This is a genomic window from Dyella sp. LX-66 (genome assembly GCF_018599165.1).
GTDB lineage: Bacteria > Pseudomonadota > Gammaproteobacteria > Xanthomonadales > Rhodanobacteraceae > Dyella_D > Dyella_D marensis.
This window is the reverse complement of the sequence record NZ_JAHFVJ010000005.1, coordinates 103910-120471: the sequence shown is the minus strand read 5'-3', so window position 1 is coordinate 120471 and position 16562 is coordinate 103910. Positions and strand designations below refer to the sequence as shown.

Below are 16562 nucleotides of genomic sequence, written 5' to 3'. Positions count from 1 at the left end.
AACCTTCATATCGAAGAGGTGGCTAGTGCCTGATTTGAATGTGATCGGAGTCGTGGGCGCTGGGGTGATGGGGCGTGGACTTGCCCAGGATCTCGCCCAGCACGGGCACAAAGTGCTGCTTATCGATATCGGGAAAGACATCCTCGACGACGCGCTGCGGTCGATCCGCCAGAATCTTCGAGCGCAGCTCCTGATGGGCAAGAAGCCGGGAGGCCGGGGCGTCGATGAAGTCCTGGCGTCCATCGTCACCTCCACGGATCTCGCCGTCCTGGAGGAAGCCGATTTCGTCGTCGAGAACGCGACGGAAAACTTCGACATCAAGAAAGAGATTTACCGGCAGATCGACAAGATCTGCCGCCCTGACATCGTGTTTGCGGTGAACACCTCCGCCATATCGATCACCCGCATCGGTTCCCTCACGGGGCGTCCGGACCGGATCCTCGGGATGCATTTCATGAATCCCGTGCCGATGAAGAAGACGGTGGAGGTCATCCGTGGCTATCACACCTCGAACGAAACGATCGACACCGCCAACCGGTTCCTGGGCCAGTTCGGCAAGGAATCCGTCATCGTGTCGGACTCGCCGGGATTCGTGTCCAACCGGGTGCTGATGCTGACCGTCAACGAGGCCGCGTTCCTCGTGCACGACCGCGTCGCCCCGCCGGCGGATATCGACAAGATCTTTATCGAATGCTTCGGCCACACCATGGGGCCGCTGGCAACCGCGGACCTGATCGGCCTGGACACGATCCTGTATTCGATCGAGGTGCTGTACGACAGCTTCAACGACAGCAAATACCGCCCGTGTCCCTTGCTCAAGCAGATGGTGGACGCCGGCTTGCATGGCCGCAAGAACGGCAGGGGCTTTTTCGAATACTGATTCGCAAAGGGAAGGAGTCCACCATGAGTGAATACAAGCAGATCATCCGCCAGTTCTTCTCGCGCTTCTTCCGCACCGACGAGCTCGGCGACGCGGACGACGTGTTCGCCGGCGGCTACGTGAACTCGCTGTTCGCCATCCAGCTCATCGCCTGGCTGGAGAAGGAGTTCAAGATCACCATCGAAGACGACGATCTCCAGTTGGCGAACTTCAGCACGATCGATTCGATCGCGCAGATGCTCGGACGCAAGCAAGGCGTGGTGGTGGCTGCCTAGAACGCAAACGACGACACCGGGAGGAGCTGCGATGGTCAGTAGCGGTATGGACACAGAAGGCCGCCAGGGCGAATTCCGCCGGTTTGCGCTGGAGAGGGTCGCTCCCTTCGCCGAGATCCACGATCGTTCGCAGAAGATCGTCGATTCGATCGTCCCGGACCTGGCGCAGCACGGCTATTTCGCACCCTTCCTGCCGGCCCGCTGGGGCGGCGCGTCGATGGACATGGTGACCTACGGCGCGCTGCACGAGGAGCTCGGCCGGACCTGTTCGTCGGTGCGCACGCTGCTGACCGTGCACGACATGGTCGCCCATACCCTGCTGCGCTGGGGCAGTTCGGCGCTCAAGGAGCGCTGGCTGCCGTTGCTGGCCAAGGGTGAGGTGCTCGGTGCGCTGGGCGTCAGCGAGCCTAATGTCGGCAGCGACATTACCGCGGTCGAGATGACTGCCGTGGCCGATGGCGACGAGTACGTGCTCGACGGCCAGAAGAAATGGATCAGCTTCGGCCAGCTCGCCAATCTTTACCTGGTCCTATGCACCTGTAACGGCCTGCCGGTGACCTTTCTGGTGGAGCGCGACAGGGCGGGGCTGTCCGTCGAGCCGATCGAGGGCATGTTCGGCACGCGCGGCTCGATGCTGGGCCTGGTGACATTCGACCAGTGCCGCGTGCCGAAGGAAAACATGATCGGTCGGCCGGGCTTCGGCGCCACCGTCGCGCAGACCGCGCTCGGGCTTGGCCGCTATTCGGTGGCCTGCGGCGCGGTGGGCATTGCGCAGGCATCCCTCGACGCCTGCTACGCCTACGCCAGCAAGATCACGCGTTTCGGCGCGCTGCTGAAAGACCATCAGCTGATCCAGCAGATGATCACCGACACCATCACGGACACCGTTGCGGCACGGCTGTTGTGCCGCCATGCGGGAGCGTTGCGTGAGTCTGGAGACTTCCAGGACATCATGCATACCTTTATCGCGAAATATCACGCCTCGACCGCCGCGATGCGCGCGGCGGATCGCGCGGTCCAGATCCATGGCGCGAACGGCTGCAGTCCTTCCTATCCGGTCGAGCGCCTGCTGCGCGACGCCAAGATCATGGAGGTGATCGAGGGCAGCACGCAGATCCAGCAGATCACGATTGCCAATCTCGGATTCCAGGAATTCGACCGCCAGCATCTGCTGGCAGGCGCCGGGGTGCCGGGGGCGCAGAAGGACGGCGGATCGAAGGAGCGCCTCGCGCTCGACACGGTGTCGGAATGAGCGCCGCCGCGGACGAGCGCGCGGTGGCGGCGCTTTTCGCCGCCCCCGTCGCCGCCTGCATCGCGGATCCGGACATGTTCGCCGCCCCTCTTTTTGCCGAAGAGGAGGCCTATATCAGCAAGGCGATACCGGCGCGCCGCCGCGAGTATTCCGCAGGCCGCGCCGCGGCGCGCAAGGCATTGGCCAGGGCGGGAGGCGCGCCGGAGGCCATCGTCGCCGACGCCGACCGCAGCCCGCGCTGGCCGGCCAGTTTCTGCGGCAGCATTACGCATTGCGAAGGGTTCTGTTCCGCGGTCGTCGCGCGATCGGACCATGCGTCCGGCCTGGGCTTCGATGCCGAATCCGCCAAGCCCCTCGGCGGCGAACTGCACTATCTGGTCTGCCGGCCGAATGAGCTCGAGCATTTCCAGGCCTTGCCGCCTGTCGATGGCGTGGACTGGCCCAAGCTGGCTTTCAGCGCGAAAGAATCTTTCTACAAGTGCTATTACCCCGGCACGCGATCCTTCCTCGAGTTCCGCGACGTTTCCGTAGTCTTTTCCGTCGAGCCGGGAGCGGCCGGGAAGGGCGGCTTCGCGATCGTGGTGGAGAACAAGGCCAAGCCCATGCCGCGCCCCGGCGCCGAGTTCATCGGGCGCTGGATGGCCGACGGCCGGCGCGTTTATACCGGCGTAACGCTCCCTCGTTCCTGATCGAGTCGCCTCGCGAGCGCGGCGAGAGGGTTTCGTGGTTGCGCACAGTTGCTGTCCTTTCATCGGAGAAATGAAGATGTCTAGCAACGCGTTATTGGCAGAGCTGGAGAAAGACAAGGAAGAACGGCGTGTCCGGTCGGTCAAGGTCGTGGTCTGGGATCTCGACCACACGGTCTGGAACGGCGTGCTGCTCGAAGACGAATCCGTCGCCTTGATTCCCGGCATCGTCGACGTGATCCAGGAGCTCGATCGCCGCGGCATCCTTCAGTCGATTTCGAGCAAGAACGATCACGCCACGGCCATGGCCAGGCTGGCCGCCTTCGGGCTCGCCGAGTATTTTCTCTATCCGCAGATCAACTGGGGCTCGAAGGCCGCTTCGGTCCAGGCCATCGCGACGGCGATCAATGTCGGCATCGACAGCATCGCCTTTATCGACGACCAATCCTTCGAGCGCGAAGAAGTCGCGTACTCGCATCCGGACGTGCTTTGCGTCGACGCGGTGGAGGCCGGCTCCATCCTGGAGCGCAGCGAATTCATTCCGCGCTTCGTTACGGACGAGTCCAAGAGCCGCCGGCTGATGTACCTCAGCGACATCCAGCGCAACGAGGTGGAAGAGAAATTCGAGGGGCCGAAGGAGGATTTCCTGGCCACGCTCGGCCTCAAGCTGACCCTGGGCCGGGCAACCGAAAAGGATCTGCAGCGGGCGGAGGAGCTGACCAAACGCACCCATCAGCTCAATACCACGGGCCGCACCTACAGCTACGACGAACTCAAGGCCATCATGGAGTCGCCGGACCACGAGCTGCTGATCGCCGGCCTGGAAGACAAGTTCGGCACCTACGGCAAGATCGGCCTGTGCCTGCTGGAGCGCGCGCCCGAACACTGGACGGTGAAGCTCCTGCTGATGTCCTGCCGCGTCATGTCGCGCGGGGTGGGCACCATCATCATCAATTACCTGGTGGCCGAGGCGCATAAGGCCGGCGTGCGCCTGCGCGCGGAATTCATCCGCACCGACCGCAATCGCATGATGTACATCACCTACCGCTTCAGCCATTTCCAGGATATCGGCGAAGTCGATGGCGTCAGCCTGCTGGAGAACGATTGCAGCGTGGTGTCGGACTACCCCGCGTATGCATCGGTCCACATCGTCGACGGCATCGGTTCGCGCGAGCGCGAGTTCGCCTGAGTCCGCGGCCTGCCGCGCGCGGGCCGGCATGGGCCTTTGCCCGTCGGGAATTCCATTACTGAGGCTTAAGAGGGGTGTGCGGTGAGGATCATACGTTTTCTGTTCGGATACGCCCCCGGGGTGATCCTCGCCACCACGGCCATCTCGGCCGTTGCCGGATTGAGCACGGTCTGGCTGCTGATGATCTTCAATGATCATCTCCGGGGCGTCATCGACGGCAATCAGGATCTGTGGAAATTCGTCGGCCTGTGCACCGCCGCCGCGGTGACCAGCTTTATCGCCAGGGTCAGCATTTCCAAGCTGGCCTTGTGGTCGTCCTTCGATCTGCGCCTGCAGCTGGGACGGCAGTGGATCAATACGCCGCTGGCGGACCTGGAGCGCGAGGGCAACGCCAAGCTGTTGTCTGCCGTGACCCAGGACGTGGACCGCCTGTCCGAATCCATGCGCTCGCTGCCGGCGCTGCTGGTCGACTACACGGTGACCATCGCCTCGTTCTTCTATCTGGGCTATCTGTCCTGGAAGCTGCTGCTGGTGCTGGTGTGCTTCATGCTGGCCCTGACGGTGACGCGCGAACTGATGAAGAGCCGGTTCGAGAAGCACCTGCGCGAGGCGCACACCTTCGCCGAGATGATGCTGGCCACCTACAACGCCATGAACGGCGGCATCAAAGAGCTGAAGATGAACATGGCCCGCTGGAATGGTTTCTATACGGGCGAGCTTTACGACGTATCGACCAAGCACCGGGACCGCAGCTACAGCGCCGAGCTGCTGTTCGGGGTGATCTACGGCTACTCCGAAGTGGCGTTCTTCCTCTTCGTCGGCCTGCTGATCTACGGCGCGACCCTGCTCGGCGGCATCACGCACGACGTCATGATCAGCTTCATGGTCGCCTTCCTGTATATCCGTTCGAACATGGACCGCGTGATCGAGAGCGGCGGCCAGTTCGCCCGCGCCGGAGTGGCGCTGGACAATCTGGAGGAGCTTGGCGTGTTCCGCCATGCGGCCTCGATGTCGGTTTCCGAGCTGCACTCGCGCACCACGCGCGACCGGGTGGCGACGGCGGTGGAAAACGACGTGGATCTGGGCGAGCGGCTGCATGCCTCCGGCTGCAGCATCAAGCTCACCGGCCTGCGCCATACCTATGAAGGCATCGGCGGCGATCACGGCTTCGAGTTCGGTCCGATCAACCTGTCGATCAATGCCGGCGAGCTGCTCTTCATCACCGGCGGCAACGGCAGCGGCAAGACCACATTCGCCAAGCTGCTGTGCGGCCTGTACGAGCCCGGCAGCGGCGAGGTCTCGCTCAATGGCGTGCGGGTGCAGGCGGAGAACCGTGCCTGGTACGCGCAGCATTTCGGCACGGTGTTTTCCGATTCCTATCTGTTCAGCAAGCTCTATGGCGCCGAAGACCTGCCACAGACGGACGAAGTCATCCGCGGCTATCTGCGCGAATTCCGCCTGGAAGAAAAAGTGCAGGTGCACGAGGGCAGGTTTTCGACGATCTCCCTGTCGCAAGGCCAGCGCAAGCGCCTGGCCCTGGTCACGACCTATGTCGAGGATCGTCCCATTTACCTGTTCGACGAATGGGCGGCGGACCAGGATCCGGAATTCCGCGAATTCTTCTATCACAAGATCCTGCCCGAGCTGAAAGCCAAGGGTAAGACAGTGATCGTGATCAGCCACGACGACCGCTATTACCACGTCGCGGACCGGATCATAAAACTCGAAAGCGGGCGCCTGGCCAAGGAAATCACGCAAGGCGAAGCCGTTCCCGCTTGAAGCACGTCCGCTCGATGCTGCAGCGGCCGGGGCATCGCCCCGGCTGTTGTCACTCCATGAATTGCAGTCGATGGGTGCCAGATGCGTACTACAGATAAGGACGTTTTGGGTCAGTGGCTGGTCGAGCGACTGGCGGAAATCTGCGCCATTCCGGCCTCGGAAATCGCCTGGGACGATGCCTTTTCGGACCTCGGCCTTTCCTCCAGCGAAGCCGCGACGCTGGCCGGCGAGTTCGAGCGCTGGCTGCAGACCGAACTGCCCGTCACCCTGTTCTACGACTGCGATTCGATCGGCAAGGTGCTGGAATATGTGCTGGCCTCGGCGGGCGTTCCCTCCGCGCGCGCGCCGTCACCCGCGGCCAGGCCGATGCCGCGGCAGGAGCCGATCGCCATCGTCGGCATGGCCTGCCGTTTTCCGGGTGCGCAGAATCTCGATGAGTTCTGGGAGCTGCTGGCCTCCGGCAAGGACGCGATCAGCGAAGTGCCGCCGACGCGCTGGGACCTGGACGCCGTCTACGATCCGGTGATCGGCACGCCAGGCAAGATGAATACGCGCCATGGCGGCTTTATTCCCGATATCGAGGAATTCGATGCCGACGCGTTCGGCATCGCGCCGCGCGAAGCGGAGCGCATGGATCCGCAGCAAAGGGCGATGCTGGAAGTGGCCTGGGAGGCCTTCGAGGACGCCGGCCTCAATCGCGACACCGTGCGCGGCGACCGCATCGGCGTGTTCGTCGGCCTGTCGAACCAGGAATACCGCGAGCGGCAGTTCAGCGACCGCTGCTCGATCGACGCCCTGGCCGGCACCGGCAACTCGGCCAGCATCACCGCCAACCGTATTTCCTATTTCTTCGATCTGCGCGGCCCCAGCCTGTCGATCGACACGGCCTGTTCGTCGTCCCTGACCGCGATCCACATGGCCTGCCAGAGCCTGCGCAGCGGCGAGTCGCGCACGGCGCTGGCCGGCGCGGTCAATCTGATGCTGACGCCGGAATTCACCATCGTGTTTTCGCAGGCGGGCCTGCTGTCTTCCGATGGCAAATGCCGGACGTTCGACGCCGATGCGAATGGCTATATCCGCAGCGAAGGCGCCGCGGCGATCGTGCTGAAGACTTACTCGCAGGCCCAGGCGGACGGCGACCGCATCTACGGCCTGATCCGCGGCAGTGCGATCAACCAGGACGGCCGCACGCTCGCGCTCACCACGCCCAACCGCGCGGCCCAGGAGGCGATGCTGGCCGACGCTTATGAGGCCGCGGCTATTTCGCCGGCCGAGGTCGACTACGTCGAGGCGCATGGCACGGCGACGCCGATCGGCGACGTGATCGAAGTGGCGGCCTTGTCCGCCGTCGTGGGCGCGGGCCGGCCGGCCGAGCGCAAATGCCTGATCGGTTCGGTCAAGACCAACCTGGGCCACCTCGAAGCGGCCGCCGGCATGGCCGGCATCATCAAGACCGTGCTGGCCATGCAGCATCGACAGATTCCCGCCTCGCTGCATTTCGAGCGGCCGAATCCGCGCATCGGCTTCGAGAAGACGGCGATCGAAGTCGTCACCGCGCTGCGGCCGTGGCCGGCCACCTCGCGGCCGCCGCTGGCGGGCGTCAGCGCGTTCGGCTTCGGCGGCACCAATGTGCACGTGGTGCTGGAGGCGGCGCCGCCGTCGCCGGAACCGAACGATGCAGCTGCCTTCCACGCTTTCCCCGTATCGGCCAGGACGGCCGGCGGCCTGGAACGCGCACGCCGCGTGCTCGATCGGAGCCTGCACAACGGCGGCGTGCCGTTGCGCCGCAACCTCGCCTATACGCTGACCCGGCGCGAGCCTTATCCGAACCGTGCCGTGGTCATCGCCGATGCCCATGGCGACGCCGCTCCGCTGTTCGCGGCATCCGAGCGCCTGCTCGCTCCCGGTACGGCGCCGGCCTTTGTGTTCGCCGGCGTCGGCGATCACTACCTCGGCATGGGGCAGGGCCTTTACCAGGCCGAGCCGGTCTTCCGCCATTGGGTGGATTACTGCTGCGGCTGGCTGAAAGCCGAGTTCGAACTCGATCTGCTGGACGTCTTCAAGCAGCGCCCTTCGCGTGAGGTCCATGCCGGCGACGCATTCCGCCGCATGGTCGCGGGAGAGCGCGATCTGGGCGTGCTGGGGCGCACCGAATTCGCGCAGCCGGCGGTGTTCGTACTCGAATACGCCCTGGCGCGCCTGCTGGAAACCTGGGGCGTCGAGCCGTCGGCCTGCGTCGGCTACAGCCTGGGCGAGTACACGGCGGCCACGCTTGCGGGCGTATTTTCGCTGGAAGACGGCCTGCGCATCGTCGCCACGCGCGCGCGCCTTATCGACCGGCTGCCGGCCGGCGCGATGCTGGCGGTGCCGCTGGCGGCCGAGGCGCTGGCCGCTTATCTGCAGGCCGACAAGCAACTGGCGGTCGGCATCGTCAACGGGCCGCGCCTGAGCGTCCTGTCCGGTCCGCGCGCGGCGGTCGAACAGGTCAAGCAGCGCCTGCAGGCGGACGGTGTGGTCAGCCGCCTGCTCGGCACTGCCCATGCGTTCCATTCGCCGATGATGCAGCCGGTGGCCAAGGCGCTGTCGGAGCTGATCTGCGGCATGCGCCTGTCCGCTCCGCGCATTCCCGTGCTGTCGAACGTCACCGGCGACTGGCTGCGCGACGACGAGGCGACCTCGCCGATTTACTGGGGGCGCCATCTCTGCGAAACCGTGCAATTCGCCGATTGCCTGCACAAGCTGTTCGAGCGCGAATCCGGCGCGCTGATCGAAATCGGCCCCGGGCAAAGCCTGAACTCGCTGGCCCGCCTGCATCCGGGCTTCAGCCAGCGCAAACACCTGGTGGTGTCCACCTGCCGCGGCGCGTTCGATGCGCAGGAAGACCAGGCCGTCTTCCTCAAGAGCCTTGGCGAATTCTGGTGCGCCGGCGGCGCGGTGGATTGGCGGGCACCTTTCGAGGCGGCGCCGGGCAGCCAGGTCTTCCTGCCCAGCTGGCTGTTCGAACGCCAGCGCTATTGGCTCGATGCGCAGCAACCGCTGGCGTCCTCCGCGCAGAACGCCGGCGGCAAGAACGCGGATATCGCCAAGTGGTTCTACGCGGAAACCTGGCATGAGGCGCCGGCAGCGCAGCCCGATGCGCAGGCCGGTATAGCGAACTGGCTGGTGCTGTGCGCGGACACACCCGCTGGCGAGGCGGTGAGCGCCGACTTGCATGGCCGCTCGAAGCGGCTGGTATCCACCGAAGTGGCGTCGGATCCCGAACGCCTGCGCCAGGCCATCGGCCAGATGCGCAGCGAAGGCTTCGTGCCGGACCGGATCGTGCACCTGGGCGGCCTGACCGCGGAGCTCGATGAAGACGCGCTGCAGGCGCGCGGCTACCTGAGCCTGCTGGCCTTGATGCAGGCGCTGGGCGAAAGCCGCTCCACCGCGCCCTTGCAGCTGGATGTCGTATCGAACGGGCTTTACCTGGCCCGCGCCGAAGACGCGGTGAGCGCGGCCAAGGCCACCTTGATCGGCGCGATCCGCACCATCCCGCAGGAATACCAGAACGTCACGCTGCGCAGCATCGACCTGGACGGCGTCGATGCGGCATCCGCCAGCCGCTTGCTGGCGGAGCTGCGGTCGCCGGCCAGCGACGTGGCGGTGGCCTGGCGTGGCGACATGCGCCTGGTGCAGGGCTACGAGTCCCGGCCGCTGGGCGAGGTCGCGGCGGAGCGCGACGCGCTGCGCCAGGGCGGTGTCTATGTGATTACCGGTGGCCTCGGCAACGTGGGCCTGACCATCGCCGGGATGCTGGCTCATCGCTACCAGGCAAAGATCGCACTGCTCTCGCGCCGCGCCTTTCCCGAGCGGGAGCGTTGGGAAGGCTGGCTCGCCGAACATGGCAGCGATAACGAGGTCGGCGGGCAGATCGCCAAGCTGCTGGAGATGGAGGCGGTCGGCGGCGAGGTAATGATGCTTGCCGCGGACGTTGCCGACGAGGCGCGGATGGCGGAAGCCTTCGCCGCGATCGAGCAGCGCTACGGCCAGGTGCATGGCGTGTTCCACGCCGCCGGACTGATCACGTCCGCGTCGAACAGCATCATCGCCGAGCTTACGGCGGAGCGGATCGCCCCGCATTTCAGTGCGAAGGTGCGCGGCACGCAGGTGCTCGGCCGCCTGCTCGATGCGCGGCAGGCGGATTTCTGCCTGGTGTTCTCCTCGATCTCGGTGGTGCTCGGCGGCCTGGCCTTGTCGGCCTATGTGGCGGCGAATGCATACGAGGACGGCTTCGTGCTGTCGCGCCGCGACACGGCGGGCACACGCTGGGCCACCGTCAACTGGGATACCTGGGCCCGCGACCACGGCGAACAGGACACCAAGGGCACCACGCTCGCGGCCTTCCTGATGTGGCCGGAAGAAGGCGCCGAAGCGGTGCGCCGCGTGCTGGGTTCGAATGCCTCGGCGCGGCTGATCGGCTCGACGGCGGATCTGTGGACGCGCCTGAATCAATGGGTGTACCGCAAGGCGGCCACTGCGCCGGCGGGCACGGCGGAGCGCAAGCTTTCCTACTATGCGCGCCCGGCGGTCAGTACGGCCTACGTGGCGGCCAGCAGCAAGATCGAGAAGCGCGTGGCCCGCGTGTTCCAGGACGTGCTGGGCATCGAGGCGATCGGCCTGGAGGACAATTTCTTCGAGCTGGGCGGAAACTCGCTGGTCTCGCTGCAGATCCTGGCGGAACTGCAGCGCGAGTTCGACACGCAGCTGTCGCCGATCCTTATTTTCGAAGCGCCCAGCATCAGCGCGGTGAGCCGGCGCATGGCGGCGCTGATCGGTGGCGAAGAGCAGCCCGTGGCCACCAGCGCCACGTCCAGGCGGCGCCGGCAGGCGCGGCGCGGTTCGGGTTCGAACGATATCGCCATTATCGGCATGGCGAGCCGTTCTTCCGGTGCGCCGGATATCGGCACGCTCTGGGATAACGCGCTGAACGGCGTGGAGTCGCTGGTGCGCTTCAGCGACGAGGAGCTGCGCGCCGCGGGCGTCGACCCGGCGCTGGTGCGCAATCCTGCCTACGTCAAGGTGCGCGGCGTCGTCGACGGCATCGATCTGTTTGATGCGGGCGTGTTCGGCATCAGCCCGCGCGAGGCGGAACTGATGGATCCGCAGCATCGCCTGATGCTGGAGACCGCGTGGGAGACGCTGGAGCATGCGGGTTACGACTCGCATCGCTACGAAGGCTCGATCGCCGTATTCGCCGGCACCACGCCCAGCGAGTACCAGGCCGGCTTGTTCCTGGATCGCGCGCTGTGGGAAGGGCTCAACGAGTTCGATACCTACCTGGCCAATACCCAGGATTCGCTGGCCACCCGCGTTTCCTACAAGCTCAATCTGCGCGGTCCCAGCCTTTCGGTCGGCACGTATTGCTCCACCTCGGGCGTGGCGATCCACCTGGCCTGCCAGAGCCTGCGCGCCGGCGAATCCGACATGGCGCTGGCCGGCGGCATCTCGCTGCGCGTGCCCAGCGCGATCGGCTATCTGTACGAACCCGGCAACCAGGCCTCGCCCGATGGCCTGACGCGCACCTTCGATGCGCGCGCGCAGGGCACGGTGTTTTCCGACGGCATCGGCCTGGTGCTGCTGAAGCCGCTGGAGGATGCGCTGGAGGACGGCGACACCATCCATGCGGTGATCAAGGGCTCGGCCGTCAACAATGACGGCTCGCTCAAGGCCGGTTTTACCGCGCCGAGCGTCGAGCAGCAGGCCGAAGTGATTTCGATGGCGCTCGACAGCGCGGGCCTGAGTGCGGCAGACATCCACTATGTGGAAGCCCACGGCACGGCGACCGAGCTGGGCGACCCGATCGAGGTCGCGGCGCTGACCAAGGCGTATCGCGAAAGCACCGACAAGGTGGGTTACTGCGCCCTGGGTTCGATCAAGCCCAATATCGGCCACACCGACCGCGCCGCCGGCGTGATCGGCGTGATCAAGGCCACCCACGTGCTGAAGACGGGCGTGGTGCCGCCCACGCTGCATTTCGAGCGGCCCAATCCGAAGATCGATCTCGCCAGCAGTCCGTTCGTGGTGAGCAACCAGCGGCAGGCCCTGCCGGTCACGGCGTCGCCGTGGCGTGCGGGTGTGACGACGCTGGGCGTGGGCGGTACGAATGTCCATTTCGTGCTGGAGCAGGCGCCGGAGGTGGTGCCTTCGGGTGCTTCGCGCGCGACGCAGCTGCTATTGCTGTCGGCGAAGACGCAGGCGTCGCTCGATGGCGCTGCCGCGCGACTGAGTGCGCATCTGCAGGAGCACTCCGGGCAAAGCCTGGCCGATGTGGCGTACACGCTGCAGACCGGCCGCAAGCGCCTGGAATACCGTAAGGCCGTGGTGTGCAACGAGCGTGGCGAAGCGATTGCCGCGTTGTCGGAGGGTGGCAACCAGGGGCATCTGTCGTCGAGCGGTACGCCGTCGGTGGTGTTCATGTTCCCTGGGGTGGGTGACCACTATCCGGATATGGCTGCGGATCTGTATCGCACCGAAGCGGTGTTCCGCGATCTGGTCGATCACTGCTGCGACGCGTTGCAGCCGGTGCTCGGCCTGGATCTGCGCGAGGTGTTGTTTACGCCCGCAGGCTTGTCGGGCGCGCCGCGCGCCGCGATGGATATGAAGGCGCTGCTGAAGCGCGGTGAGCAGCGTCCGGAAGGCCGCCTGCAGGAAACCTGGCTGGCCCAGCCGGCAGTGTTCGTCATCGAATACAGCCTGGCGCAGCTGCTGATGAGCTGGGGCATCCAGCCGCAGGCGATGATCGGCTACAGCGTGGGCGAGTTCGTCGCCGCGGCCGTGGCGGGCAGCCTGGGACTGGAAGATGCACTGCGCGTGGTTGCGCTGCGAGCGAAGCTGATCGAGGACTTGCCCGGCGGCGCCATGCTGGCCGTGCCGCTGTCCGAGGCTGAAGCATCCGCGCTGTTGCCGGAAGGCGTGTCGATTGCGATCTGCAATGGACCGAAGACGACGGTGGTGTCGGGATCGGAGGAGGTGATCGTCTCGTTCGAGGCCGCGCTGTCCGCGAAGTCCATCGTCAGCCGCCGCCTGCAGACCACGCATGCCTTCCATTCGCCGATGCTGGCGGGCGCGGCCGATGGACTGCGCGAACTGCTGTCGAACGTGACGTTCGCGGCACCCGCGATTCCGTACATCTCGAACCTGACCGGCACCTGGATCGGCGAACAGGAAGCCGTCTCGGCGGACTACTGGATCGCCCACATGTGCGGCACCGTGCGCTTCGCCGACGGCATCGGCGCACTGCTGAGCGAAGACAAGGGCAGGGTGCTGCTGGAGCTGGGCGCGGGTCAGAGCCTGGGCTCCTTCGTCAAGCAGCATCCGTCGTACGAACGCGGCATGGCGGTGATTCCGACCCTGCGTGCCCCGTTCCAGGAGCAGCGCGACGACGCCTATCTGTTGAGCGCCATCGGCCGCCTGTGGCTGGCCGGCATCGAACCCGATTGGGCCGCGTTCTATCGCGACGAACGCCGTCTCAAAGTTCCGCTGCCCACCTACGCCTTCGACCGCCAGCGCTACTGGATCGACGCCGAACTGCCCGCCGTGTCGCTGGCCAGAAGCCTGCTTACCCAGGCGGAGAAGTCGGCGCTGGCCGATTCGTTCTACGCGCCGTCCTGGACTGCTGCGGGAGAGATCGGCACTGCACTGAAGGCGCCGGCATCTGCCCCCGGCACCTGCTGGCTGATCTTCGCGGACGCGGACGGCATCGGCGACGCGCTGGCTGCGGCAGTGAAGCCGCTAGGCATCGAGACGGTGCTTGCGCGGCGCGGTGAAGGTTTCGCCATCGGAGAAGACGGCTCGTTCTCGCTGCGGCCTTCCATGGCCGCCGATTACGCCGCGGCACTGAAGGAACTCAAGCGCCGCAACCTCGCGCCCGGCCGCATCGTGCATCTGTGGGCGGCCGAGCACTGGCACGAGGACGTTTCGACCCATCTGCAGCAGCAGATGGACGCCGGCTTCTACAGCCTGTTCCACCTGGCCCAGGCGATCGGCGAACAACTCGCCGACACGCCCATCGAACTGTGCATCGCCGCCAGCGACCTGGAGCCCGTGCTGGGCACCGAATCGATCCATCCGGCCAAGGCCACCTTGCGCGGTCCGTGCAAGGTGATCCGCCAGGAATATGCGACAGTCGCCTGCCGCAGCATCGACCTGTTCTCGGTCAGCGACGAGGCCTTGGATGCACAGCTGCTGGGCACGCGCCTGGCCGCGGAAATCCTCGCTAACGGCGAAGACCAGTTCACCGCCTTCCGCGACGGCCGGCGCTGGGTCCCCTCCGTGGCGCCGGTACAGATCGACGCGCCGCACGATGAGGTGCCACGCCTCAAGGAAGGCGGCGTCTATTTCGTCACCGGCGGCCTGGGCGGCATCGGTTTCGCCTTCGCCGACCATGTGTACCGGACGCGCAACGCGAAGCTCGTGCTGGTCGGCCGCACCGGCTTGCCGCCGCGCGATGAGTGGAGCGCGATCCTTGCGGCCGGCAAAGACGACCAGGTCACCGAGCGCGTACGCAAGATCGGCGGCCTGATCGAGGCTGGCGCGGACGTGTTGCTGATCACCGCGGATGTCGCCGACCAGTCGCAGATGGACGATGCCGTACGCCAGGCACTCGCTCGCTTCGGCGCCGTCAACGGCGTCTTCCATGCGGCGGGCCTGCCCGGCCAGGGTCTGACCCAGTTGAAAACCGCCCAGGCTGCGGCAGCCGTGATGGCGCCGAAGATCCAGGGCACCCTGGCGCTGGACCGCGCGTTCTCCGGCCTGCAACTGGACTTCATGCTCCTGGTCTCGTCGATCGCCGCCATCGTCGGCGGCGGCCCCGGCCAGATCGATTACTGCGCGGCCAATGCCTTCATGGACGCGTTCGCGCACCGCCACCATGCGAAACATGGCATGACGGTGTCGGTCAATTTCGGCGAATGGCAATGGGACGCCTGGAGCGATGGCCTGAAGGGCTATCAGCCGGAAATGCAGGAGGCCTTGCGGCAGCACCGCCGGCAGTTCGGCATCAGCTTCGAAGAAGGCATGGAGGGCATCCGCCGCATCCTCGCCATCGACGCGCCGCAGATCATCCTGCTGCCCGAAGACGCGGTGGCGATGATCGACGCCAGCAACCGCTGCGCGGTCACCACCATCTCCAGCGCGGTACAGCAGACCCGCGGCCGCCGCCCGACGGCGTATCCGCGCCCGGCGCTGTCCAGCCAGTTCGTGGCGGCCAGCAACGAGCTGGAACGCAAGATCGCGGCGGTCTGGCAGCGTGCGCTCGGCATCGACGAGATCGGCACCAAGGACAACTTCTTCGACCTCGGCGGCAATTCGCTGGTCGGTTTGCAGGTGGTGGCCGAGCTGCGCAAGGAACTCGGCGTCGAGCTGCGCCAGGTGGTGCTGTTCGAGGCGCCGACCATCGACGCCCTGGTCCGCTACCTGTCGCCCGCGGTGGAACAGCCGGCGGAGCAGCAGGCCGGCCGGCTGCTGGCCGAGCGGCGCGAACGCGTGAGGGCCGGTAGTGCTGCGCGCGATATCGCGCTGGTCGGCATGTCCGGCCGCTTCCCGGGGGCAAGAAGCCCGCAGGAACTGTGGCGGAACGTCAGTGCCGGCGTGGAGTCGGTGACGTTCTACAGCGAAGCGGAATTGCGCGAAGCCGGCGTCAGCCCGTCGAAATTGCGCGACCCCAACTATGTGCGGGCCGGCTATGACGTGGCCGACTTCGACGTGTTCGACGCGCGCCTGTTCGGTTATTCGCCGCGCGAGGCGGAGTTTATCGATCCGCAGCATCGCCAGTTCCTCGAATGCGCCTGGGAGGCGCTGGAGGATGCCGCCTGCGATCCGGAGAGCCATCCCGGGCTGATCGGCATCTTTGCCGGCGCGGCCGGCAGCGCCTACGGGCGCCATGTCTTCGGCCATCCCGAACTGCTCACCTCCGGCATGGCGGTGCTGCAGGCCAATATCGGCAATAACAACGACGCGCTGGCGACCCGCGTTGCCTATAAGCTGAATCTGCGCGGCCCGGCCATGTCGGTGCAGACCTTCTGCTCGACCTCGGGCACCGCCATGCATGCGGCTTGCAAAAGCCTGCAGTACGGCGAATGCGATATCGCCCTGGCGGGCGGCGTGAATATCGCCATCTCCGGCAAGGCGGGTTATCTCTACGAGCAGGGCGGTATCGATTCGCCCGATGGCCATACCCGCACCTTCGACGCCGATGCCAAGGGCTCGGTGATCGGCGACGGCGTGGCCGTGGTGGTGTTCAAGCGCCTGGAAGACGCGCTCGCCGACGGCGACCATATCTACGCGGTGGTGAAGGGCTCGGCCCTCAATAACGACGGCTCGCTCAAGGTCGGCTATACCGCGCCCAGCATCGAAGGCCAGGCCGCGGTGATCACCGAAGCCCTGTCGGTGGCGGGCGTGGCGGCGGACAGCATCAGCTTTATCGAAACGCATGGCACCGCCACGGAGCTGGGCGATCCGATCG

7 protein-coding genes (1 of these 7 cut by a window edge) are annotated in these 16562 nt (G+C 65.9%); all 7 read left to right on the top strand.

Going from position 1 to position 16562, the window contains the following annotated elements; translation table 11 throughout:
• Nucleotides 1–25: 25 nt before the first annotated feature.
• The gene (locus KK141_RS11390; protein WP_345777611.1) at nt 26–880 is read left to right on the top strand and encodes a 3-hydroxyacyl-CoA dehydrogenase NAD-binding domain-containing protein; all 855 of its coding nucleotides are present in this window, start codon (nt 26–28) and stop codon (nt 878–880) included.
• A gap of 23 nt (nt 881–903) precedes the next feature.
• A complete protein-coding gene (locus KK141_RS11385; protein ID WP_214572307.1) occupies nt 904–1155 on the top strand; it encodes a phosphopantetheine-binding protein in 252 nt (83 codons plus the stop codon).
• 46 nt (nt 1156–1201) lie between these two features.
• A complete protein-coding gene (locus tag KK141_RS11380; protein WP_214572308.1) occupies nt 1202–2407 on the top strand; it encodes an acyl-CoA dehydrogenase family protein in 1206 nt (401 codons plus the stop codon).
• On the top strand, nt 2404–3096 hold the full coding sequence (locus KK141_RS11375; RefSeq protein WP_214572309.1) for a 4'-phosphopantetheinyl transferase superfamily protein: 693 nt from the start codon (nt 2404–2406) through the stop codon (nt 3094–3096). The genes KK141_RS11380 and KK141_RS11375 overlap by 4 nt, the downstream gene beginning before the upstream one ends.
• A gap of 76 nt (nt 3097–3172) precedes the next feature.
• The gene (locus KK141_RS11370) at nt 3173–4282 is read left to right on the top strand and encodes an HAD-IIIC family phosphatase (RefSeq protein ID WP_214572310.1); all 1110 of its coding nucleotides are present in this window, start codon (nt 3173–3175) and stop codon (nt 4280–4282) included.
• Between the two features lie 81 nt (nt 4283–4363).
• Nucleotides 4364–6061 carry a cyclic peptide export ABC transporter gene (locus tag KK141_RS11365; protein ID WP_214572311.1) on the top strand — a complete coding sequence of 566 codons (1698 nt, stop codon included), beginning with the start codon at nt 4364–4366 and terminating at the stop codon, nt 6059–6061.
• Between the two features lie 81 nt (nt 6062–6142).
• On the top strand, nt 6143–16562 hold the start of the coding sequence (locus tag KK141_RS11360) for a type I polyketide synthase (protein ID WP_214572312.1). The gene runs 26873 nt beyond the window's last position; the window shows 10420 of its 37293 coding nt (coding positions 1–10420); it begins with the start codon at nt 6143–6145; its stop codon lies off the right edge, out of view.